Below are 20,607 nucleotides of genomic sequence, written 5' to 3' on the forward strand. Positions count from 1 at the left end.
CCGTCAGTAGTGCCCGACGTACCGGTAGTTGGCGTTGAGGCTGCCCGGTGCGGCGTGCGCCGGCGCCAGCGCGTCGAACGGCGCCACCGTGAGGAAGCGGACGAACTGCTGGTCCGGCTCCTCGTTGGGCGCGTAGGTGAGGACGTCGATGTCGCCCGGAGCGACGTCGCGTTCGACCCAGTCCATGAGCGGCTGGAGGAACTCCGGGATGCCGACCTCCGACGGGTGCTCGGTCGGCTCGGGCCCGAACAGGCAGTGGTAGCCGGCCGGCACCATGTACAGCCGGGTGAACGCCTCGCTGCCGCCGCGACGCTGCACTGCCGCGTAGTAGTCGACAGTCGAGAACGGGGGGACGGACGGGTCCGCCCAGCCGTGGTAGAGGATCAGCTTGCCGCCCCGTGCGCGGAACTCGGACAGGTCCGAGTCGGTGGCGTTGTAGATGGCGTCGCCCACCACGTTGAGCCGGTCGAACGTGGCCCGGGTGAACCGCACGTCGGTCAGTTGGAAGTCGGCGGGCGGGTTCTGCGGGTACGCGAGGTACCGCAGGTAGTTGAGCGCGATCCTCCCGGTGTTGCCGTCCGCCGGGGAGCCGGAGCGCACCACGAACTCGTCGATCCAGCCCAGTTCCGACCCGTACGGCATGCCTCCGGGGTAGAGGCCGTTCGGGCCCCGGTAGAACGCCACCACGGCCGCCACCTGGGCGGGTGTGAGGCAGTCCGGCCGGTCCGTGCCCCGCGGGCAGCGCAGCGACGACGGCTGGAACCCGCACCGCCGTGGGTCGTCGATGACCTCGCCGCACTTCTCGACGACCGCCTCGTGCAGCGCGGGGATCTTCTCCGGGCCGAGGATCTGCCGGCCCGACGCGTCGGTGTTGCGGAGCACCACCCAGGCGTTGAGCAGCGCCAACGGCGCCAGGTTGTGCACCGGCGCGCCGGCCAGGATGCCGTCGAAGTCGGCAGGGAACCGCTGCGCCAGCATCAACCCCTGCCGCCCGCCCGTCGAGCAGCCGTCGAAGTACCGGTACGTCGGGCCGTGTCCGTAGTACGCGACCATCACCGCGTCCGCCACCCACCGCAGTCGGTGCTCGGACAGCAGCCCGAACTCCAGTCGTGCCCGTGGGTCGGCGCCCCAGGTCGCCGGCTCGCTTGTCATCGGATCGCCGGTGTGCCCGGTGTCGTCGGAGGCCAGCACCAGCCTGCCGTCCCGCGCGGCCGCGCACTGGAACCCGAAGAGCGGCAGGGTCAGGTCGGGCACCTCGCCACACAGCCCGCTACAGCCCTGCTGTACGTACTGCCCCGTCCATCCGGAGACGGGGAGCTTGACGGTGAACCGTGTCTGCGGCCGGATCACCCCCTGCACCACGCAGAATTCCTGGCCCTCGTCGTTCGTTTCGCGCTCCGCCGAGGCCACCGACACCTGCGGGATGCGCGCCCCGGCCAACCCCGCGCACCGGTCGGTGGGCGGGTCGGTGGCGGCTCCGGGCGTGACGATCAGGGGTACGGCGGTCAGCAGCGCCAGCAATGAACGAATCATGCTTCCCTCCTCTTTGGAGGGAGGTTAGGCGGATCGGCGGGCCTGCCGGATCGGTCCCGGGACGGGACCTGTGGTCATCCCCGAGGCGGAGCGGTGCCCGGCCGGACCAGCCCGCACTCGTAGGCGAGCACGGCCGCCTGCACCCGGTCGCGCAGGCCGAGCTTGAGCAGGATCGCCGACAGGTGGGTCTTCACGGTGGCCCTGCTGAGGACCAGGCGCTCCGCGATCTCGTCGTTGGAGAGCGCCCGGGCGACGAGCGTGAGCACCTCGATCTCCCGGGCACTGAGTGCGTCGAGCGCCGGCGGTGACGTGCCGCCGGGCAGTTCGCTGGCGAACCGGTCGAGCAGCCGCCGGGTGACTGTCGGCGCGAGCAGTGCCTCACCGCGCGCCACCACCCGTACCGCCGCGGCCAGTTCGTCGGGGCGGATGTCCTTGAGCAGGAAGCCGCTGGCGCCGGCCCGCAGCGCCGCGAACACCGGTTCGTCCAGGTCGAACGTGGTCAGCATGATGATCCGCGCCGGCTGGCCGGAGGCGACCAGTCGGCGGGTCGCCTCGATGCCGTCCAGCCGGGGCATCCGCACGTCCATCAGGATCACGTCCGGTCGCAGGCGCTCCGCGAGCGCGACGGCCTCCAGACCGTCGCCCGCCTCGCCGACCACCTCGAGATCCGCGCGGCTCTCGATGATCATCGCGAAGCCGGCTCGGACGAGGGCCTGGTCGTCGGCGATCAACACCCGGATGGCAGTCGTCGTCATGCCGAGGTGAGCGGCAGGTCCGCCCGTACCCGAAAGCCGCCGCCCGGCACCGGCCCGGCGTCAAGCGTTCCGCCCAGCGACCGGGCCCGTTCCCGCATCCCCACGATCCCCCGGTGGGAGGAACGGTCGACCCGGCCGCTCGGACGAGCCGGCCCGTCGTCGCGGATCTCCAGCCGCACCGAAAGCGGCGAGCACCGCACCGTCACCCGGGCCAGGGTGGCCTGACTGTGCCGCAGCGTGTTGGTGAGCGACTCCTGCACGATCCGGTACGACGACAGGTCGACCGCCGCCGGCAACGGCGACACGGCCGGTTCCCGATCCAGCTCGACGGTCAGCCCGGTGGCCCGCAGTGACGCCGCGAGGGTGTCCAGCTGCGCCAGACCGGGCTGCGGGGTGGCCGGGTCGGGCCCTGCGTCGGCGCTCATCGTCTGCAACAGCACCCGCAGTTCGGACAGGGTGGACCGGGCGGCCAGATCGATCGAGGTGAGCGCCGCGCGGGCAAGGTCAGGTCGCCGGTCGAAGACGTCCTGCGCCGCACCGGCCTGCACGATGATCACCGACACCGTGTGGGCCAGCACGTCGTGCAGCTCGCGGGCGATCCGTTCGCGTTCCTGCGTGACGATGCGGCGCTCCGAGTCCTGCCGCCGCAGCGCGCGGGTCCGGCCCAGCTCACCGAGGGTCCAACCGAGCGCCGGGCCGGCGATCGCGAGCAGCACGTTGCGCCAGTCGCCATGGGCCAGCTTCCATGGCGTACCGGCCAGCAGCAGGGCGAGCACCCACAGCGACCGCGACGGTGACCGCAGCCGCGCGTACCCGGCAAGCACCGCGGCGACCTGGCCGAGCCAGCCGATGGTCGGGCTGAGAAACTCGATGCCGATCCCGGCGAGGACGGCCGCCGCCATCGCGCCCTCCGGATGGTGACGCAGCGCCGCGATGGTGCTTGCCTGCACCGCCGCCAGGGCGAGCGCGGCCGCGTACCCGATGGGCTGGTGTGGGCCGTTAGGCGTGACCACGATCAGGGTCGCGAGCACGACGAACAGGCCGACGGCGACCCGCAGGTCGGGTCGGCATCCGCGCAGGAGTCCGCCGGGCGTACGCACCAGGTGATCGTAGGCAGCGCACGGGGCGACGGTCATCGGCCACGGGAACGACGAAGCGGTCCGTCCGGAGACGGACCGCCTGCGTCGCGAAGGAGAGCGGAGAAGGCCAGCGGCTCAGCCGAAGCGGCCGGTGATGTAGTCCTCGGTCTTCTTCACGCTCGGGTTGCTGAAGATCTTCTGGGTGTTGTCGTACTCGATCAGCCGGCCCGGGTCGCCGGTCTTCTCGATCGAGAAGAAGGCGGTCCGGTCCGACACGCGTGCGGCCTGCTGCATGTTGTGCGTCACGATGATGATCGTGAACTTGTCCTTGAGCTGGAACATCAGGTCCTCGATCGCCAGCGTGGAGATCGGGTCCAGCGCCGAGCACGGCTCGTCCATCAGGACTACCTGCGGCTCGACCGCGATGGTCCGGGCGATGCAGAGCCGCTGCTGCTGACCGCCGGAGAGGCCCGCGCCGGGCTTGCTCAGCCGGTCCTTCACCTCGTCCCACAGGTTCGCCGAGCGCAGCGCCTTCTCGGCCGCCTCGTCGAGGATCGACTTCTTCCGTACGCCGTTGAGCTTCAGCCCGGCCACCACGTTCTCGAAGATGCTCATGGTGGGGAACGGGTTCGGCCGCTGGAAGACCATGCCGATGGTGCGCCGGACCGCAGTGACGTCCACGTCCCGGTGGTAGATGTCCTGGTCGTCGATGGTCAGGCTGCCCTCGACCCGGGCACCCGGCAGCACCTCGTGCATCCGGTTGATCGACCGCAGGAAGGTGGACTTGCCGCAGCCGGACGGCCCGATGAGAGCGGTGACAGTCTTCGGCTCGACAGTCAGGTTGATGTTCTCGATCGCCTTGAACGCGCCGTAGTAGGCGGTGACGTTCGAGGCGGAGACGCGCTTGGCCATTGTGGTACCTCCGGGGTTCATCGGCTGAGCCTGTTGCGACGGGCCAGCAACTTCGCCGCGATCGTCAGGATGAGCACGAGGGCGACCAGGGTGAGTGCCGCGGTCCACGCCCGTGCCGGCGAGTACTTCGAGGCCTCGCCGGCCTGCTGGTAGACGTAGAGGGCCAACGACGACTGGTTGTTCTCGAACGGGTTGAAGTTGATCGCGGCGCCGCCGCCGGCGACCAGGAGCACCGGGGCCGTCTCGCCTGCCGCGCGGGCGATGGAGAGCATGACGCCTGTGACGATGCCGGGCAGCGCCGTCGGCACCACCACTCGCAGGATGGTCTTCCACTTCGGCACGCCGAGCGCGTACGCCCCCTCGCGTAGCGGCGGCGGTACGAGGCGGAGCATCTCCTCGGTCGAGCGGACGATTGTCGGCAGCATGAGCACACTGAGCGCGAGCGCGGCGGCGAAGCCGGAGAAGCCCGGCCGGCCGTCGTTGAACCACGGCGACACGATCAGCACCCAGAACGCCAGCACGAACAGGCCTGTGACGATCGACGGAATGCCTGTCATCACGTCGACGAAGAACCGGATCGCGAAGGCGAACCGGCCCCGGCCGTACTCGACGATGTAGATGGCGCAGAGGATGCCCAGCGGCACGGTGATCAGGGTGGCGATGCCTACCTGCTCCAGCGTGCCGACGATCGCGTGGTACGCGCCGCCGTTCGGGTCGCGGGCGCCGATGTTGTTCATCGAGGTGTTGAAGAAGTTGGCGTCGAGCCGTTCGGTGCCCTTGCTGACAAGCGTCCAGACCACCGAGGCGAGCGGCACCACGGCCAGCACGAACGCGGAGTGGATCAGGGCGCTCCAGGTGCGGTTACGGGCCGACCGCCGCCCCTCGACGGCGTTTGACGCCGCGAAGAGCCCGACCAGGTAGAGCACCGCGCCGAGGACGATGACGAGGACCGGCCCGCCGATGCTCGCGCCGTAGACGATCGCGGCGGCGAGCGCCAGCGCCGCCACGGCGATGACGGGTGCGGCGTACGCGGGTAGCCGCCGAGCCCGCAGCGACTCCGGCTGGGCCGGCGGCCGGGGGCGGTGTGAGGTGACCGTGGCGCTCATGCGGCGGACTCCGTGAACTCCCGGCGGCGGTAGATGATCGCCCGCGCGATGATGTTGACGACGAGGGTGATCGCGAAGAGCACCAGACCGGACGCGATCAGTGCGCCCCGGCCGGTGTCGTTCGCCTCGGCGAAGCGGTTGGCGATGTTGGCGGCGATGGTGTTGCCGCCGCTCTCCAGCACGTTGAACGAGATGGCGTACGTGGATCCGAGGGTCAGCGCGAGCGCGATGGTCTCACCCAGCGCCCGGCCCAGGCCCAACATCACCGCGGCGATGATGCCGGGGCGGCCGTACGGCAGCACCGCGGTGCGCAGCATCTCCCACCGGGTGGCGCCCAGGGCGATGGCCGCCTCCTCGTTGGCGGTCGGCGTCTGCAGGAACACCTCGCGGGTGAGCGAGGTGACGATCGGCAGCACCATGATCGCCAGGACCAGCGATCCGAGCAGAATCGAGTTGCCGTACGGGCCGTCGCCCCCGAAGATCGGGATCCAGCTGAAGTACTTGTTCAGCCAGCCCGAGAGGTCGGTGACCGGGCCGATGAGGTAGTCGCGACCCCACAGACCGAACACCACGCTGGGCACGGCGGCCAGCAGGTCGATCAGGAAGCCGAGCGCGTTGCCGAGCCGCCGGGGCGCGTAGTGGGACAGGTACAGCGCGATGCCCATGGCTACCGGCACGGCCATCAGCAGAGCCAGGGCGGCGCTGAGAACGGTGCCGAAGGCGAGCGCGCCGATGCCGAATGTGGGCGGGTTGTCGTTCGGGAACCAGCCCTCGAAGGTCCAGAAGTTCGCCGTGTTGGCACGTAGGGCCGGGATCGCCTTCGCGATAAGGAAGGCCGCGATGGCCACGATGATGACCAGCACCATCGTGCCGGCTGCCATGGTGAGGCCGTGGAAGGCCCGCTCGGCGCCGAACTTCCGGTTTCTCGGCAGCGCGCCGCCGCCTCCCAGCCCGTTGCCGTCGGGGGAAGGCGCGCTGACTGGTGCCTCGGCCACACGCGCCGAGGCACCGGCGGGCCACGCGTGACTCTGGGTCACGCGCGTCCCGCCGGTGCCGGCGTCGGCCGAGCGGTGAGGGGTTTCACCCATCTGCTCGCTCGATTCCGTTGCTGAGGTGGTGGGGTCGGATCAGGAGAGGTTCTTGACCGCGGTCTCGACCTTGGTGCGGACCGTCTCCGGCAGCGGGGCGTAGCCCAGGTCGGTAAGCGAGTTCTGGCCCTCGGCGCTGGCGGCGTAGCCCAGCAGACCCTTGACCAGCTTGAGCTTGTCGGCCGCGAGGCCCTTGCTGCAGACGATCTCGTACGTCGCCAGGACGATCGGGTAGGCCCCGGCCTGCGTGGTGTTGTAGTCGATCGACAGCTTGAGGTCGTCGCCCTGGCCCTCGATCTTCGCCCCGGCGATGGTCTTGCCGGCCGACTCGGCGGTCAGCGCGGCCCACTCGCCGGCACCGTTCTGCACCTTGGCCATGTTCAGGCCGGAGTTCTCGGCGTACGACCACTCGACGTAGCTGATCGTGCCGACCGTGCTCTTGACCTTGCTGGCCACGCCGTCGGACTTGGCGGCGCCGACGCCACCCGGGGCCTTCCACGCCTTGGCGTTGCCGAGGGTCCAGTCCGACTCGGCGGTCTTCGACAGGTACTTGGTGAAGTTGTCGGTCGTGCCCGACTCGTCGGAGCGGTGCACGGCCTGGATCGGGGCCGACGGGAGCTTGGCGTCCGGGTTGTCCGCCTTGATCGCCGCGTCGTCCCACTTGGTGACCTTGCCGGCGAAGATCTTCGCCAGGGTGGCCGGCTTGAACTGGAGGTTGTCCACGCCGCTGCCGGCGTTGTAGACGACCGCGACGGGGCCGATCACCATCGGGAGGTTGAGGGCCTTGCCACCGGCACACTTGGCGTCGGCCTGCGGCTGCTCCTCCGGCTTGAGCGCGGAGTCGGAGCCGGCGAAGTCGGCGGTGCCGGCGATGAACGCCTGGATGCCGGCGCCCGATCCGGTGCCCTCGTAGTTGATCGTGGTGCCAGCGCACTTCTGCTGGTACGCCTTGATCCATTCGGCCATGGCGTTCTTCTGGGCCGAGGAGCCCTGGGCGTTGACCGTGCCGGTACCGCAGTCGACCGCGGCGGCGGAGCCCGAGGCGCTGGCGCCGGAAGTGGGCTCGTTGTTGTCCGAGCCGCATGCACTGAGGCCGAGCGTCGCGGCAAGAGCGAGGCAGGCAATAGTGCCGTACCGCTGGAGCTTCACCTGAGGGGTTTCCCTTCGCGTCTGACTTGGCGCCCCGATACCGGGGCCCGAGGACCGGCACTGACCGGCTGACACGAAAGTTAGGAGGGCCAGGTAGCCGGTTCGCCGGTCGCAAGTGAACGCAAGGTGAACACGTACGGCCCCCTGGGTGACCGCTCGCTGAGGGTGAGTTGTCCGTTAAGTGAACCGGGGTACACCTGTCGGAAGTATGGGTATATTTCCGGTTCGCCGTTATGCCGCCGAGGCTCGGCCGTTACCAGCCGGTTACCCGGCTGCCGCGGGCCCGCGCGTCAGCCCAGGTGGTAGTTGATGTGTGCGGACCAGCGGGCGAAGCCCAACCGCTCGTAGAGCGCGACCGCCCCGCTGTTCGAGTCGTCCACGTAGAGCATCACCCGGTCGAGGCCGCGCTTGTCCCGCAGGTACGCGAGCCCCGCGGTGGTCAGCGCCCGACCGAGCCCGCCACCGTGCGCGGTCGGCTCCACGCCGAGTACGTACACCTCGCCGATGCGGGCCGACCCGGGCTGCTCGTGGACCTTCGTCCAGTGGAAGCCGAGCAGCCGGCCGGTCGAGGTCTCCTCGGCGAGCAGGAAGCCGGCCGGGTCGAACCACGGCTCGGCGAGGCGGACCCGCAGGTCGTCCGACGTCCACCGCCCCTGCTCGGGATGCTCGGCGAAGGCACGCGCGTTCAGGGTCAGCCAGGCCGCGTCGTCGACCCCGGGCCGGAACGCGCGCAGCGCCACACCGTCGGGCAGGCGTGGCTCGCCAAGCGGGGCGGCCAACGGCCGGCGGAGCTGCCAGAGCACGCGTGCCCGGGTGAACCCGAGATCCACGGCGAGCGCCGCCGCCGACGGGTGGTCGCCGTGCGCCCACGCCCGCAGCGGCCCGGTGGCCGAGGCGAGCACGCCCCGGGCCAGCGCCCGGCCGGTGCCCCTCCGCCGGTACGCGGGGTGCACCACCAACTCCACCCCGATGCCGTCCACCGGGTCGCTGGTGTCCAGGTGGGCGTACCCGGTGAGGGTGTCGTCGTCGGCGCGGGCCAGCAGGTGCACGGCGGGCGCCTCCGGATCGCGCAGGCGGAGCAGGACGTGCTCGTCGAGCGGGTCCGCGCCGTCGGTGTCGCCCGCCGTGCGGGCCAGGGCCAGCACACCGGCGATCTCCGCCGGGGCCAGTCGGTCGGTCCGGGTCACCTGGTCGCTGGTCGGCTCCGCGCTGCTCATCCCGTCACCGTAGCGGCTGCGCCTCGTACGCCCCGGAGGGTCGCCGAGTAACGGGCCGTGGGTCACGTCGGGTTGGTCGGCAGCGCCTCCAACTCGAACCGCGTGCTGAGTTCGGGCAGGATCCGGCTCAGCGCGTCGACAGTGCCCTGCCGGTTCCCGCCGGCGTCGTGCATGAGGACCACCCCACCGGGTCGCGCCTGCGCGAGAACCGTCGTGGCGATCTTGGTGGCGCCGGGCGCCTGCCAGTCCGACGGGTCCACCGACCAGTGCAGCGGCGTCATGCCGAGCCCCGTGCACACCGACACCACCGGGGCGGTCCAGGCCCCACCGGGTTGGCGGTACCAGACGATCGGCGCGTCCGGCACTGCCGCCCGGATCGCCTCGTTGGTGCGTACCAGGTCGGCGCGGATCTGATCGGTGGACCGGTTGCCGAGAGTGACGTCGTGGTGCCAGGAGTGGTTGCAGAGGGTGTGGCCGTCGGCCACGATCGCCTGGATCAGGTCGGGATGGTCCTGGGCGTTCTCGCCCACCACGCAGAACGTCGCCTTGACGTCGTACTCGCGCAGCGCCGCGAGGACCTGCGGTGTGTAGCGCGGGTCCGGCCCGTCGTCGAAGGTCAGCGCGAGCCGGCCGCTGCCGGTGCTGGTGTGGGCGCCGAACAGCCCGCCGCCGTTGGTGTCCTGCCCCGAGCCGTCCTGGCCGGCCTCGCTGGGACCGGCGCTCTGGCTCGTGGTCGGAATGCCGGTCGCGGTGCCGGTCGGGGTGCCGGTCGAGGTGCCGGTCGAGGGCTTTTCGGCGGGCTGATCGGCGTAGTGCGGCCCGTCGCCGTCGGTGGTGACACCTGTGGCGTGCTGCCGGGTCTGGTCGGGGACGAGGCTGCGGCCCAGCACGTACGCCGAGCCGAGCAGCGCGGCCACCACCACTGTCACGATCCCCGCCGCCCGCGCGGTCGAGTTGACCCGCGTCACGGCTTCCGCCCGGCTGACCGGTCGTGCCGGCCCCTCGCCCCCGTGCTACCTGCGTGCACCGCCGCCCCCTTCTACGACAAACCCGGCAGTCAGAATAGGACTGGCGAGCTGCGCAAAAGGGGCATATGGGAAATCGTCCGGCTGAAGCTAGACGGGCAGCGGCGCGTGCTCCGCCTCGGGCAGGGACCGCGACGGCGGCACGACGAACTTGTAACCCACCTGGCGGACCGTGCCGATCATCGACTCGTACTCCGAGCCGAGCTTGGCGCGCAGCCGCCGCACGTGCACGTCCACCGTCCGGGTGCCGCCGAAGTAGTCGTAGCCCCAGACCTCGCGCAGCAGTTGATCGCGGGTGAACACCCGGCCCGGGTGCTGGGCCAGGAACTTCAGCAGCTCGAACTCCTTGTAGGTGAGGTCGAGCGGGCGACCCTTCAGCTTGGCGGCGTACGTGTCGGGGTCGATGTTCAGCTCGCCGGCCCGGATCGAGCCGCCGGCGCCGGCGGTCGCGTTGCTCAGGCGGCCGACCGCGAGTCGCAGTCGGGCCTCGACCTCGGCGGGGCCGGCCGACGCGAGGATGACGTCGTCGACGCCCCAGTCCGCGTTGAGCGCGATCAGGCCGGCCTCGGTCACCACCGCGACCAGCGGCACCCCGAGCCCGGTGGCGTGCAGCATCCGGCAGGTCGCTCGGGCCTCACTCAGCTCCGAGCGGGCGTCGACGAGCACCGCGTCGGGACTGGGCCCCGCAACCAGGGTGCGAACGTCGCGCGGCGCGGTGCGAACCGAGTGTGGCAACAGGTCGAGCGCCGGCAGCACAGCCGACGGTTCCCCTGCGCGTGCGGTCACCAGCAGCAGGATCTCCACGATCACCTCCGTCCCGGCGGCGCGAGGCCGCACGCGACCAGACACACTCGTGGCAGAGTGCGCTGAGAAATTGCGTGGTCCCGGCGTCGCTGACGGGCGGGTAACGCGTTGAGCGTAACCGATCGCCTCGGCCGCGCCGTCAGGCCATTTCCCGTTTGTCTAGCTTGCCCCTGATCGTGGCGCAGGTTTTAACGTTGCGGAAACCCGTGACCGCCGCGTCGGGCAGCCGATCTGGCACGATCGGGGCGTGTTTCCCTCCACCTCGCCCGACGCCGGCCGCGAATCGTGGTCCGACGGTCCCCGCCCGGGTCCGGCCGCTCCGACCCGTGGCCATCCGCCCGCGCCGCGCACCGGGCCGGCCGTCGCCGACGGCGAACGCCGGGAACGGGGCAAGCCGCGCCGGGCCCGCCGGGCCGGTGAACCGGCCCGGCGTGCCGAGGACGAGGTCGACGAGCCGGAGGAAGAGGCAGTCGTCCCGGTGGAGGTGCACCGCCCCCTGGCGTTGACGATCGCCGGCTTCGCCGCGCTGCTCGGTGTGGGCCTGGTCCTCGGCGCGCAGACGTCCGGGCCGGGTCACCGCCTGCCGTTCGCCTTCATCGTCTTCGGCGTCCAACTGCTGTTCGTGCTCGCCTGGACGATGGCCATGCGCCCACCCGCGCTGCTGCTGGTCGGCGGGATCAGCGCCGCGGTCGCCGCCGCCGCCGACATCGCCGCCGTCCAGAGCGACGTCGCCGGTCTGGCGCCGCTGGGCTACCTTGCCGTCGGCGGCTTCCTCGCCGCCGTACTCGGCCAGCTGGTCCGCCGGGTCGACCGGGTCCGGGTGACCGACTCACTCGGCGCCACGCTGCTCATCGTGGTCGGGGTCGTGGCCTTCGGCACCCTGATCGTGCTCAGCCGCATCCCGGCCGGCACCCAGGCGATCACCGTCTGCCTGACCGCGAGTGGGGTCGCGCTTACCGTCGCCCGGCTCACCGACTCGGTGCTGCCGTGGCCCCGGCTGGCCCCGCAGGTGCCCCGGGGCGCGGCCGGCGTCGTCGCCGGCGCGATGGTGGGCACGCTGGGCAGCGCGATCCTCGGCAGCTATCTGGTGGCCCCCTTCACGCCGACCCGGGCCGCGGTGCTCGGCCTGGTCGCGGCCGTCACCGCCGTCCTCTCCGATCTCGCCGTGGGGTACGCGGAGGCAGGTCGTCTGATGGCCGGCGAACCGCCCACCATGTGGGTCGCCCGGCACATGCAGGGCCCGCTCGGCGGCTTCGCCCTGGCCGCGCCGGCCGCGTACGCCTTGTGCATGCTGTTCCTCTGAGCCCACGGTTGAGGCCGGTGTCGGTCGGGTACCTACGGGTGCGCCGCGCTGCGGCACCGGTTCGGACGTCCCGCCGCATCGCGGCGGGCGAAGACAGGAGGCGGCGTGGCCCAGGAGTATCCGGCTGGCGAGACCCGGCCCCGACGGCGCGGCCGCAAGCTGCTGATCGGCCTGGTCGTCCTGCTCCTCGTGGTGGCGGGTCTGCTGGTGGTCGCCGACCGGGTGGCGGTCGGCGTGGCCGAGCGGCTCATCGCCGAACGGGTCAGCCAGGAGATCAGCAAGCAGGGTGCGCAGTCCTCCAAGCCCGAGGTCGAGGTCGGTGGGATGCCGTTCCTCACCCAGGTGCTGGACGGGCGGTACGAGCGGATCTCCATCACGCTGCGCGACGTGCAGGCCTCGGTCGAGGGTGACGCCGTACGGCTGCCGGTGCTCGATGTGGACGCCCGCAACGTGCGTGCCTCTCTGGACACGCTGCGGTCCGGGCAGGGCGACGTCGTCGCCGACACGGTGAACGGCACCGGCACGATCAGCTACGAGAGCCTCGCCGCGTTGCTGAAGCGACCCGGGCTCACCCTTGGCGAGCAGGGCGGCAAGCTCGCCGTCACCGCCCCGGTCGACATCCTCGGCACGAAGTTCACGGTGGCCGGCACCGCCGACGTCACAGTCGCCAAGAACGGCAAAGTCGCCCTGCGATTCAACGACCTGGACGCCGCGGGCCTGCCGAACCTGCCGTTGGCCCGCACCCTCCTGAGCAACTACGCCAAGAGCATCTCCATCGACGTGCCGCTGCCCGACCTGCCGTTCCAGCTCGCGGTCCGGGAGGTCCGCCCGTTGCCCGAGGGGTTGGCGGTCACCGCCGACGCGAAGAACGTACCGATCAACTCCGCCGGCTGAGCAGCGCGTCAATCGTCCGGGCTGCCGGGACACCGCAACGGCCCGCAGCCCGGGCGATCCCGGATGGTGGTCGGTCCAGTGGCAGCCCGGTCACTGGCTGGTAGGCTCCGTGCTCATGGGGACCCACCTCACCAAACGGCGCGCGGTCGACCTGTGCCGCGTGGCCACCTGCCTGTGTCGCCCTGTCATCTGACGGCGGGGCTGTTTTCGGCCGCCTGACGGCGGCCACCGGCACGCAGGGTCCTCGACCCTTTCCGGTGATCCCACCGAACGCCCGGCAGCGGCGCCGTCGCACGAACCCGTGATCCCGTCCTTCCGCTGGGTCCCGCGCGCGGTGCGACAGTTCAACCCATCGATACTCGCGCGTTGGCTCACCATCCATCCTCACCAGGGAGTGATTCGATGAGTCGCGACACCGCACTCGTCTCGGTCGAGTGGGCCGAGAAGAACCTCGACGCCCCGGGCGTCGTCTTCGTCGAGGTCGACGAGGACACCTCGGCCTACGAGACCGGCCACATCGCCGGCGCCATCAAGATCGACTGGAAGACCGACCTCCAGGACCAGGTCCGCCGGGACTTCGTCAACAAGACCCAGTTCGAGGCGCTGCTCTCCGAGCGGGGCATCAGCAACGACGACACAGTCATCCTGTACGGCGGCAACAACAACTGGTTCGCCGCGTACGCCTACTGGTACTTCAAGCTCTACGGCCACCGCGACGTCAAGCTGCTCGACGGCGGTCGCAAGAAGTGGGAGCTGGACGCCCGTCCGCTGGTCACCGAGACGGCGACCCGCCCGGCCACCCAGTACGTCGCGCAGGAGCCGGACACCTCCATCCGAGCCTTCCGCGACGAGGTGGTCGCCGCGATCGGCACCAAGAACCTGGTCGACGTGCGCAGCCCCGACGAGTTCGCCGGTCGGCTGCTCGCCCCGGCGCACCTGCCGCAGGAGCAGGCGCAGCGGGCCGGTCACATCCCGACCGCGATCAGCGTCCCGTGGTCCAAGGCGGCCAACGAGGACGGCACCTTCCGGTCCGACGACGAGCTGCGCAAGATCTACGGCGACGCCGGGCTGGACGACGGCAAGGAGACCATCGCCTACTGCCGGATCGGCGAGCGTTCCTCGCACACCTGGTTCGTGCTGCAGGAGCTGCTCGGCCACCGCAACGTGAAGAACTACGACGGTTCCTGGACCGAGTACGGCTCGCTCGTCGGCGTGCCGGTCGCGCTCGGCGACGAGCCAGGGGAGGCCTGATCCGCCATGACTGCTCCCACCGCCGCGGGTTGCGCCGCACCCGACCAGGCCGCGCCGCTGCCGGCCAGCCTGGACCTGGAGAAGGAAACCGTCATCACCGGCATCGTCCGCTCCGAGGCGGAAGAGGTCGTGCCCGGCGCGTACGTCCGGCTGCTCGACTCGACAGGTGAGTTCACCGCCGAGGTGGTCACCTCGGCGGCCGGTCAGTTCCGGTTCTTCGCCGCGCCGGGTTCCTGGACGCTGCGGGCGCTGTCCCGGCACGGCAACGGCGACGCCGCCGTCACCGCCGGCCGGGGCATCAACGAGGTCACCGTCACCGTCGCCTGACCCATCGCTCTGATCGACCGGGGCCGGTCACCCTCCTGGGTGGCCGGCCCCGGTCGTTGCCACCGGGGGTGGCCGACGGTCAACACGTCGCCGGCCACCCCCGGGGTTCGGTCAGATGCCTGTGGCTCTCGTGCAGGACGAGGCCGGGTCGACTGTGAAGTCGAGCGTGTCGACGATGCCCGCCTCGATCCGCGTGCGCTGCGTCTGCGGCACCCAGCCGTCCTTGGCGACGATCACCTCGTAGCGGCCCTTCGGCAGCCACCAGACGTACCGGCCCTGCGCGTCAGCGGTCAGGGTGTAGCCGGTCGTCGTACCCAGCAGATTCACCCGGACCGTCGCCGCGACCCCGACGGTGACCCCTGCGCAGGTGACACCGGTGACGGTGCCCTGGATCCTGCCCCAACTGGCCGGGGGTGACACGTTCATCCGTACCGGCACCGCCGCCACCGGGTACGGCGTGTCGGAGGCGACGGCCACCTCCCCGGAGTAGATCCCCGGCTGGGCCACGCCTGTCGTCGCCGTGGCGGTCAGCTTGACGGTGACCGTCCGGGACGCGCCCGGGGCCAGGGTGAAGGTGCCGGGCGTGGTGGCGAGCCAGGGCAGGTCCGCCTCCCCGCCGCACAGGCCCAGGCCGCTCAGCCGCTCACTCTCGGCGGAGCCCACGAAGGACGACGGCGAACCACCGATCTTGTACGCGCCGCAGGCGGCGGCGCCCCGGTACCTGCCGAACTGGACGTTGGGCAGGTCGCGCCAGCTCCCCGCCACCGGGTCGTACGCGATGGTCCGGTTGGTGACAGTGGTCGACGCCGCCGTGACCCCGCCGGCCAGGACCAGGAGGTCACCGGCTGCCGTGTACTGGGAACCCCAGAGGTCCACCGGCAGGTTCGGCAGCGGGTGCCACGCTTCGGCCGCCGGGTCGTAGCGGTAGGCGTCGGTGTACTCGGTGCCGCCGGTGCCGCCGGCGCAGTAGAGCGCGCCGCCGATCCCGCCGCAGGAGAGCCAGGAGACCGGATGCGGGTAGGCGGCGCCGGTGCGGAATGCGCCGGTCGCCGGGTCGAAGACGACGAGCCGGTCCGAGTCGGTGCAGTCGTCGTCGAGGCAGCCTCCGACCAGGAAGACCTTTCCACCTGTCACCGCGCCGCCGGCCGCCGCCGCCGGGAACGGGTTGGTCGCCCCGGCCACCGTGCTCCAGCCTCCCGTGGCCGGGTCGAACACGTCCACCGAGGCGACCGTCTCGTCGTCGGCGCCCCAGCCGCCGAAGACGTACAGCTTGCCGCCGACGGCCGCCGCGACCGGCTTGGCCCGGGCGGTCGGCAGGTCGGGCAGCGCGGTCCAGGTGTCCGTGTCGGGGTCGTAGCGCCAGGCTTTGCGCTCCTGGCCGCTGCCGCCGCCACCGCCGACGGAGTAGACCTTGCCGTCAAGGGTGGCCGCCGCGTTGTCGTAGACCGCCGCCGGCAGGTCGGCGATCCCGGTCCAGGCGTCCTGCGTCCGGGGTGCGGCCGTGGTCACCGCCCCGCCGTACGCGCTGCCCGCCCGGGCCTTGCTGATCCCCTTCATCTTCTGCTCCCGCAGCGGCGCACCGGCCCTGGACAGCACGTCGAAACGGCCGCCGCGCTCCACCAGGTTGACGGCGGCCGGCGCGGTGCCGGTGTTGCGAACCGTCACCTTCGTGGTCCGGCTGCTGCCGTACGGCTGGTACGTCTGGACGCTCGACGGGGTGACGGTGAGTCGACCGGCGGCCAGGGCGACGTCCAGCCGTCGGGCGTCGTCGGCAACCACCGTCGCCGTCTTCGTGCTCGCCTGGTACGGAGTGCGGCCGGCGGCGAACGGCTGCGCCCCGGTCAGCCCGGAGAAGAGCCAGTAGAAGCCGTCCGGCAGGGTCGGGTCGTCAGGTGTCGACGCCGACGTGCCACGGTCCGCCGGCCGATCGGCGCTTACCACGGCGACCCCGTTGAGGGGGTTGCCGGTGTTGCGGTCGGTGGTCGCACCGAGCAGCAGGCCACCGGCGGCCGGCACGCAGTCGCGGTTGACCACCTGCACGTCGTCCACCTGCCACCACCAGGCGAAGGTGCCGTGGAAGCGGAACCGGACCCGCACGGCGGATGCCCCGGCCGCCGGGTCCAGGGGCACCTCCTCGAGCAGCGGTCCACGCCGACTGCTGGTCTGGTGCCAGACCGTGGCCCAGGTGGCGCCGCCGTCGGTGGAGACGTCCACGTCGGCGGCGTCGGTCACGCCTACCGCCCGCCAGTCGCTGCGGAACCGCAGCACCGGCGCCGGTGTGTCGCTCAGGTCGACGGTAGGGGTCACCAGGTCGGTGTCCTGGGTTCTGTCCGAGCCGAGGCGGTCGCTGTCGGCGATGGCGAAGGCGCCGCTGCCTCCGGTGAGGTTGCCCCGCTCACCGGCGTCGGTGAAGGCCCAGCCGCCGTCGTCGGTGCGGTCTTGCACCGACCAGCCGTCCGGCGCGGTGCCGCCGTCGAAGCTCTCGTCCAGCACCGGCGTGCCGAAGCTGCCCGCGTAACCGGCAGCCGTGCAGACGGCCTCGACAGGTACTGCGACGTCGGCCGTCTCCGGACCGTCCCCGGTGACCACGTCCCGGGTGACCGTGCGGTAGCCGGGGTAGCGGGCGGTGACGGTCAGCCGGTACGTGGTGTCGCCCGGAACGGTGAACGAGTACCGCCCGGTGACCGGGTCGGTGAACACCGGTCCACCGGGTCGGCCGGCGACCTCGATCCGGGCGTACAGCGGCCAGCCGTGACCCGAGCCGTCGGTGACCCGGCCGCGCACGGTGACCGACGGGTTCGCGGCCAGTGCGAAGTCCTCGGTGATGGTGCCGTCCTCGGTGACGGTGACGGTGGCCATCCGCCCGGCGTACCCGTAGGCGCCGACGGTGACAGTGGCCTCGCCGGCCGGCAGGGTGAGCGCGTACCGGCCGTCCGCGTCTGTGGTGACGCTGCGGGTGCCGTCGCCGACTGTCGCGCCGGCGATCGGGTCGCCGTTCCCGGCGGCGGTGACCGTGCCGATGATGCGCCCGAGCGCGCCGCGCGGGGCGGCCCGCACCGCCGCGTACGCGTCCAGCCGGCCCGCACCGAAGACGTTGTTGTCGGCGGCGGTGCCTCCGCAGGCGGTGGCGTCGACATCGCGGGCGGTCCGATCCAGCAACTCCTCGGTGGCCGTGACGTCGCCCCTGAGGCCCGGTGCCCCCGACCAGATCAGCGCGACCGTGCCGGAGACGTGCGGCGCGGCCATCGAGGTGCCGTCGAAGGCGGCGTAGGAGTTGCCGGGGACGCTGGAGCGCACGTTGCTGCCCGGCGCGGCGATGTTCGGCTTGTACGACAGCGCGTCGGTGCCGTCGCCCCGGCCGGAGAAGTCGGAGATCGCGTCGTGCACGTCGTACGAGCCGACCGCGTACGCGTTGGCGTTGTCGCCGGGCGAGCCGGCGCTGCCGCAGTCCGGGCCGTCGTTGCCCGCCGAGAAGACCCCGAAGATGCCGGCCGCCCGCCAGGCCGCGATGGTCTGCTGGAACCACGGGTCGCCGCCGGCGCCGCCCCAGGAGTTGTTGACGACGTCGGGGCGCAGGTCGGGTCGCGGGTTCTGCCCGTTCAGGTCGGTCGGTGCCAGCACCCACTGGCCGGCCGCGAGCAGCGAGGCGTCGGAGCACGAGTCGGTCTCGCAGCCCTTCGCGGCGATCCACTTCGCGCCGGGGGCGACGCCGATCTGGTTGCCGGCGCGGTCGTCGCCGACCATCGTGCCCATGGTGTGCGTGCCGTGGGCGGAGTTGTCGCAGGGCGCGGCGCTCGGGCACACGCCGGCCGGGTCGTACCAGTTGTGGTTGTGGTCGAACGCGCCGCCGCCGAGGTTGCCCCGGTACGCGCCGACCAGCGCCGGGTGGTCGTACTGGACGCCGCTGTCGATGGTGGCGACCACCACGCCCTCGCCGCGGTCGCCGAGTTCGTTCCACACCTGCGGCGCGTTGATGTTGGTGAGGCCCCACTCGGCGCCGGTGGCGTCGACGCGGCTGCCGGTGGCCGGTGTCGGGCGCACCAGGCGGTAGCTGCGGGTGGGCTCGATCCGGGCCACCTCGGGCCGCTTGGCGATCTCGTCGAGCAGCGCGCGGTTGCCTGTCACGCGCACGGCGTTGGCGATCCAGTAGGCGGTGTGCGGGGCCCTGCGGCTCGTGAGCAGCGAGCGCAGGCCCCTCTGGGTGCGCGTGGCGGTCGTCGTGAGCAGCCGGTGCACCTCGCGGGCCCGGTCGTCCGGGTCGGGCAACTTCGCGGTCCGCGCCACCGGTGCGGTGTCCCGCAGGTAGACCAGGAAACTCGCGCTGCCCGTCGTGCCGAGCTGGCGGAGCAGTCGCTGATCAACGCGGGCCGGCGCGGGCGCGGGGCGGGCGGCGACCGCGGGCTGGGCAGTGAGTGCCAGCAGGGCCGCGCCGCACGCGACGGCCGTCCGCCAGAGAGCGGACCTCAGGGTTGATGGTCGGAGCACTGTTCCTCCCCACATTGGGTCCCGACGGGTACGGGACGGGCGCGCACCGCCGGGACGGCCGCGCAGCGGGTGGGTGGGGTGGGGTGGAGCCCCACGTCCGCTGACAGTCCTGCTCTGGCGTGCTCGGACGGTGCTCAGTGAATAACGCCGATCAGTGCCTGTTCAGTGACGTGGCGTCATTCCGACGGTGGACGGGACCACGAGATACATCGGCATGCGTCACTATCATCGGGTGGTGATCGCGGGTGGTGCGCAGGAGGTCCCGATCGTCTTCTGCGTCAGCGCGGACGTGTCGGTGCGCGAGCGGGTGCTACGTCAGCTCGACGGGGTCGGGCCGGTGGTGACCTGCGCCGACCTGACCCAACTACGGGCGATGCTGTTCCCACCGTCGGGAGGCCCGACGCCGGCCCACGGGCCGACTACCCCGCCGCCACAGGGGCGCGTCAGCTGGGGCGAGCTGGTCGTCGACCCGGCCGGGCACGTGGTCACCTGGCGTGGCGATCCACTCCCGTTCACCCGTACCGAACGGGAGCTGCTCGCCCGGCTCGTCGGTCCACCGCTTGTGGTGTGGAGTTACGAGCAGCTCTTCGCCGCCGTCTGGGCCGGCGCGTACCTCGGCGACACGGCGATCCTGCACTCCGCGATCAAGCGGCTCCGGCGCAAGCTGCGCGGCCTGCCGGGAGGGCCGCGGGTGCACACCGTGCGCGGCGTCGGCTACCGGCTCGATCCGCCGCCCCGGCCGGCCTGATCGGCAGCACCTCGGCTGCCGACCGCTGCCTCCGGTGCGGCGGACCGCCCGTGACACCATGGCCGGGTGAGCGGTGCTGTCCAGACGGGTCGGGCCACGTCGAGCGATCCCACCGCGCCGGCGCCTGCCCGGCGTGGGCGGCGCTGGTTGCTTGTCGCGACCACGCTGTGGGCAGTACTGCTGGCCGGGCTCACCTGGATGTCGGTCCACGACGACCCGCCGACAGTGCGCGAGCAGCGCTCCCTCGACGAGGCCGCCCCGGTGGTCGACCGGGCGGTCGGTGAGCTGGCCCGGGCCGCCGGCACGGCCGGGCTGCTGGAGCTGGGCCCGGTGCGGGTCGACGCCGGCTGTCGCGTCACGCCGTTCGCCGACGGCGCGGCGCTGCGCCGCGAGGTGGGCGTGCTCGCGCCCGCCGGCACCGAACGCGCCGTGCTGAGAGGCATCGCCGATCGACTGCCGGCGACCTGGCGGGCCGGGGTCGGCCCCGGCTTGGACGGCCCGGAACTGCGCGCCGACGCCGGGGACTTCGTCGCCGTCGAAGGCCGACCGACCGGGGACGGTCGGCTCCGGTTGACAGTCGACACCGGCTGCCGTCCGCTGGGCGCCGGCTACGACCCGAAGCCGGCCACCGGCGCCGGCCCGGAGGCCGCCGCCCTGACGGCTGCCCTCACCGCGCTCGACCGCCCAACCAATGCCGCGCCGGAGCTTGTCACCGCGCCGTGTCCGGACGGCGCCCTGGCCCGTACCGCACGGTCCGCCGCCGGGTCCGGCCCGGCCGCGGCCGACGCGCTCGCCCCGCTGGCCGGCGGCGCCCCACTGCTGGACAACCCCCCGGTGTACGCGTACCGCGCGGGCGACGTCACGGTGCTTGCCGAAATCGGCCCGGACTCCGCTCGGGTGGCCGCCACCGTCGGCTGCCCCGGTTGAACCG

General features: G+C 72.0%; 18 protein-coding genes. 7 read left to right on the plus strand and 11 right to left on the minus strand.

The window, feature by feature from the left end; translation table 11 throughout:
* Nucleotides 1-3: 3 nt before the first annotated feature.
* The 10 genes from ACLQ26_RS12910 to ACLQ26_RS12955 form a co-directional block, all read right to left on the minus strand.
* Entirely contained in the window at nt 4-1,533 is a 1,530-nt protein-coding gene (locus ACLQ26_RS12910; RefSeq protein WP_425744629.1) for a tannase/feruloyl esterase family alpha/beta hydrolase, read from the minus strand.
* A 74-nt stretch (nt 1,534-1,607) separates the two neighbouring features.
* The gene (locus tag ACLQ26_RS12915; RefSeq protein ID WP_425744630.1) at nt 1,608-2,288 is read right to left on the minus strand and encodes a response regulator; all 681 of its coding nucleotides are present in this window, start codon (nt 2,286-2,288) and stop codon (nt 1,608-1,610) included.
* Nucleotides 2,285-3,388: a sensor histidine kinase gene (locus ACLQ26_RS12920; protein ID WP_425744631.1), complete on the minus strand. Its 1,104-nt coding sequence runs from the start codon at nt 3,386-3,388 to the stop codon at nt 2,285-2,287. Before ACLQ26_RS12920 ends, ACLQ26_RS12915 begins: the two co-directional genes overlap by 4 nt.
* Before the next feature lie 114 nt (nt 3,389-3,502).
* Nucleotides 3,503-4,279 (minus strand): phosphate ABC transporter ATP-binding protein PstB, encoded by a 777-nt coding sequence (pstB, locus tag ACLQ26_RS12925; RefSeq protein WP_425744810.1) that lies wholly within the window; start codon nt 4,277-4,279, stop codon nt 3,503-3,505.
* 17 nt (nt 4,280-4,296) lie between these two features.
* On the minus strand, nt 4,297-5,385 hold the full coding sequence (gene pstA, locus ACLQ26_RS12930) for a phosphate ABC transporter permease PstA (protein WP_425744632.1): 1,089 nt from the start codon (nt 5,383-5,385) through the stop codon (nt 4,297-4,299).
* The gene (pstC, locus tag ACLQ26_RS12935) at nt 5,382-6,473 is read right to left on the minus strand and encodes a phosphate ABC transporter permease subunit PstC (RefSeq protein ID WP_425744633.1); all 1,092 of its coding nucleotides are present in this window, start codon (nt 6,471-6,473) and stop codon (nt 5,382-5,384) included. Before pstC ends, pstA begins: the two co-directional genes overlap by 4 nt.
* 39 nt (nt 6,474-6,512) lie before the next feature.
* Nucleotides 6,513-7,622, minus strand: coding sequence for a phosphate ABC transporter substrate-binding protein PstS (gene pstS, locus ACLQ26_RS12940; RefSeq protein ID WP_425744634.1), 1,110 nt, complete (start codon nt 7,620-7,622; stop codon nt 6,513-6,515).
* A 290-nt stretch (nt 7,623-7,912) separates the two neighbouring features.
* The gene (mshD, locus tag ACLQ26_RS12945; protein ID WP_425744635.1) at nt 7,913-8,839 is read right to left on the minus strand and encodes a mycothiol synthase; all 927 of its coding nucleotides are present in this window, start codon (nt 8,837-8,839) and stop codon (nt 7,913-7,915) included.
* Between the two features lie 62 nt (nt 8,840-8,901).
* Nucleotides 8,902-9,807, minus strand: a complete 906-nt coding sequence (locus tag ACLQ26_RS12950) for a polysaccharide deacetylase family protein (protein WP_425744636.1) — start codon at nt 9,805-9,807, stop codon at nt 8,902-8,904.
* 147 nt (nt 9,808-9,954) lie between these two features.
* On the minus strand, nt 9,955-10,674 hold the full coding sequence (locus ACLQ26_RS12955; RefSeq protein ID WP_192580148.1) for a winged helix-turn-helix transcriptional regulator: 720 nt from the start codon (nt 10,672-10,674) through the stop codon (nt 9,955-9,957).
* A 241-nt stretch (nt 10,675-10,915) separates the two neighbouring features.
* On the opposite strand from ACLQ26_RS12955, the gene ACLQ26_RS12960 reads away from it, so the two are divergent.
* The 5 genes from ACLQ26_RS12960 (at nt 10,916) to ACLQ26_RS12980 (ending at nt 14,443) form a co-directional block, all read left to right on the plus strand.
* The gene (locus tag ACLQ26_RS12960; protein ID WP_425744637.1) at nt 10,916-11,971 is read left to right on the plus strand and encodes a hypothetical protein; all 1,056 of its coding nucleotides are present in this window, start codon (nt 10,916-10,918) and stop codon (nt 11,969-11,971) included.
* Between the two features lie 105 nt (nt 11,972-12,076).
* On the plus strand, nt 12,077-12,865 hold the full coding sequence (locus ACLQ26_RS12965; RefSeq protein WP_393299926.1) for an LmeA family phospholipid-binding protein: 789 nt from the start codon (nt 12,077-12,079) through the stop codon (nt 12,863-12,865).
* Nucleotides 12,866-12,980: 115 nt separating this feature from the next.
* Complete coding sequence (locus tag ACLQ26_RS12970) at nt 12,981-13,058, plus strand: Ms5788A family Cys-rich leader peptide (protein WP_310503780.1); 78 nt, start codon at nt 12,981-12,983, stop codon at nt 13,056-13,058.
* 209 nt (nt 13,059-13,267) lie between these two features.
* Nucleotides 13,268-14,116, plus strand: a complete 849-nt coding sequence (locus tag ACLQ26_RS12975) for a sulfurtransferase (protein WP_007465753.1) — start codon at nt 13,268-13,270, stop codon at nt 14,114-14,116.
* A 6-nt stretch (nt 14,117-14,122) separates the two neighbouring features.
* The gene (locus ACLQ26_RS12980) at nt 14,123-14,443 is read left to right on the plus strand and encodes a DUF1416 domain-containing protein (protein ID WP_425744638.1); all 321 of its coding nucleotides are present in this window, start codon (nt 14,123-14,125) and stop codon (nt 14,441-14,443) included.
* 111 nt (nt 14,444-14,554) lie between these two features.
* On the opposite strand, the gene ACLQ26_RS12985 is transcribed toward ACLQ26_RS12980, so the two are convergent.
* On the minus strand, nt 14,555-18,928 hold the full coding sequence (locus ACLQ26_RS12985) for a S8 family serine peptidase (RefSeq protein ID WP_425744639.1): 4,374 nt from the start codon (nt 18,926-18,928) through the stop codon (nt 14,555-14,557).
* 289 nt (nt 18,929-19,217) lie between these two features.
* Between ACLQ26_RS12985 and ACLQ26_RS12990 the strand changes: the two genes are divergently transcribed.
* Together ACLQ26_RS12990 and ACLQ26_RS12995 are read left to right on the plus strand one after the other, a co-directional pair.
* Nucleotides 19,218-19,676 carry a winged helix-turn-helix domain-containing protein gene (locus ACLQ26_RS12990; RefSeq protein ID WP_425744811.1) on the plus strand — a complete coding sequence of 153 codons (459 nt, stop codon included), beginning with the start codon at nt 19,218-19,220 and terminating at the stop codon, nt 19,674-19,676.
* A 66-nt stretch (nt 19,677-19,742) separates the two neighbouring features.
* On the plus strand, nt 19,743-20,603 hold the full coding sequence (locus ACLQ26_RS12995) for a hypothetical protein (RefSeq protein WP_425744640.1): 861 nt from the start codon (nt 19,743-19,745) through the stop codon (nt 20,601-20,603).
* Nucleotides 20,604-20,607: the final 4 nt, after the last annotated feature.

The sequence above is a fragment of the Micromonospora sp. DT43 genome (assembly GCF_049841645.1).
Lineage (GTDB): Bacteria > Actinomycetota > Actinomycetes > Mycobacteriales > Micromonosporaceae > Micromonospora.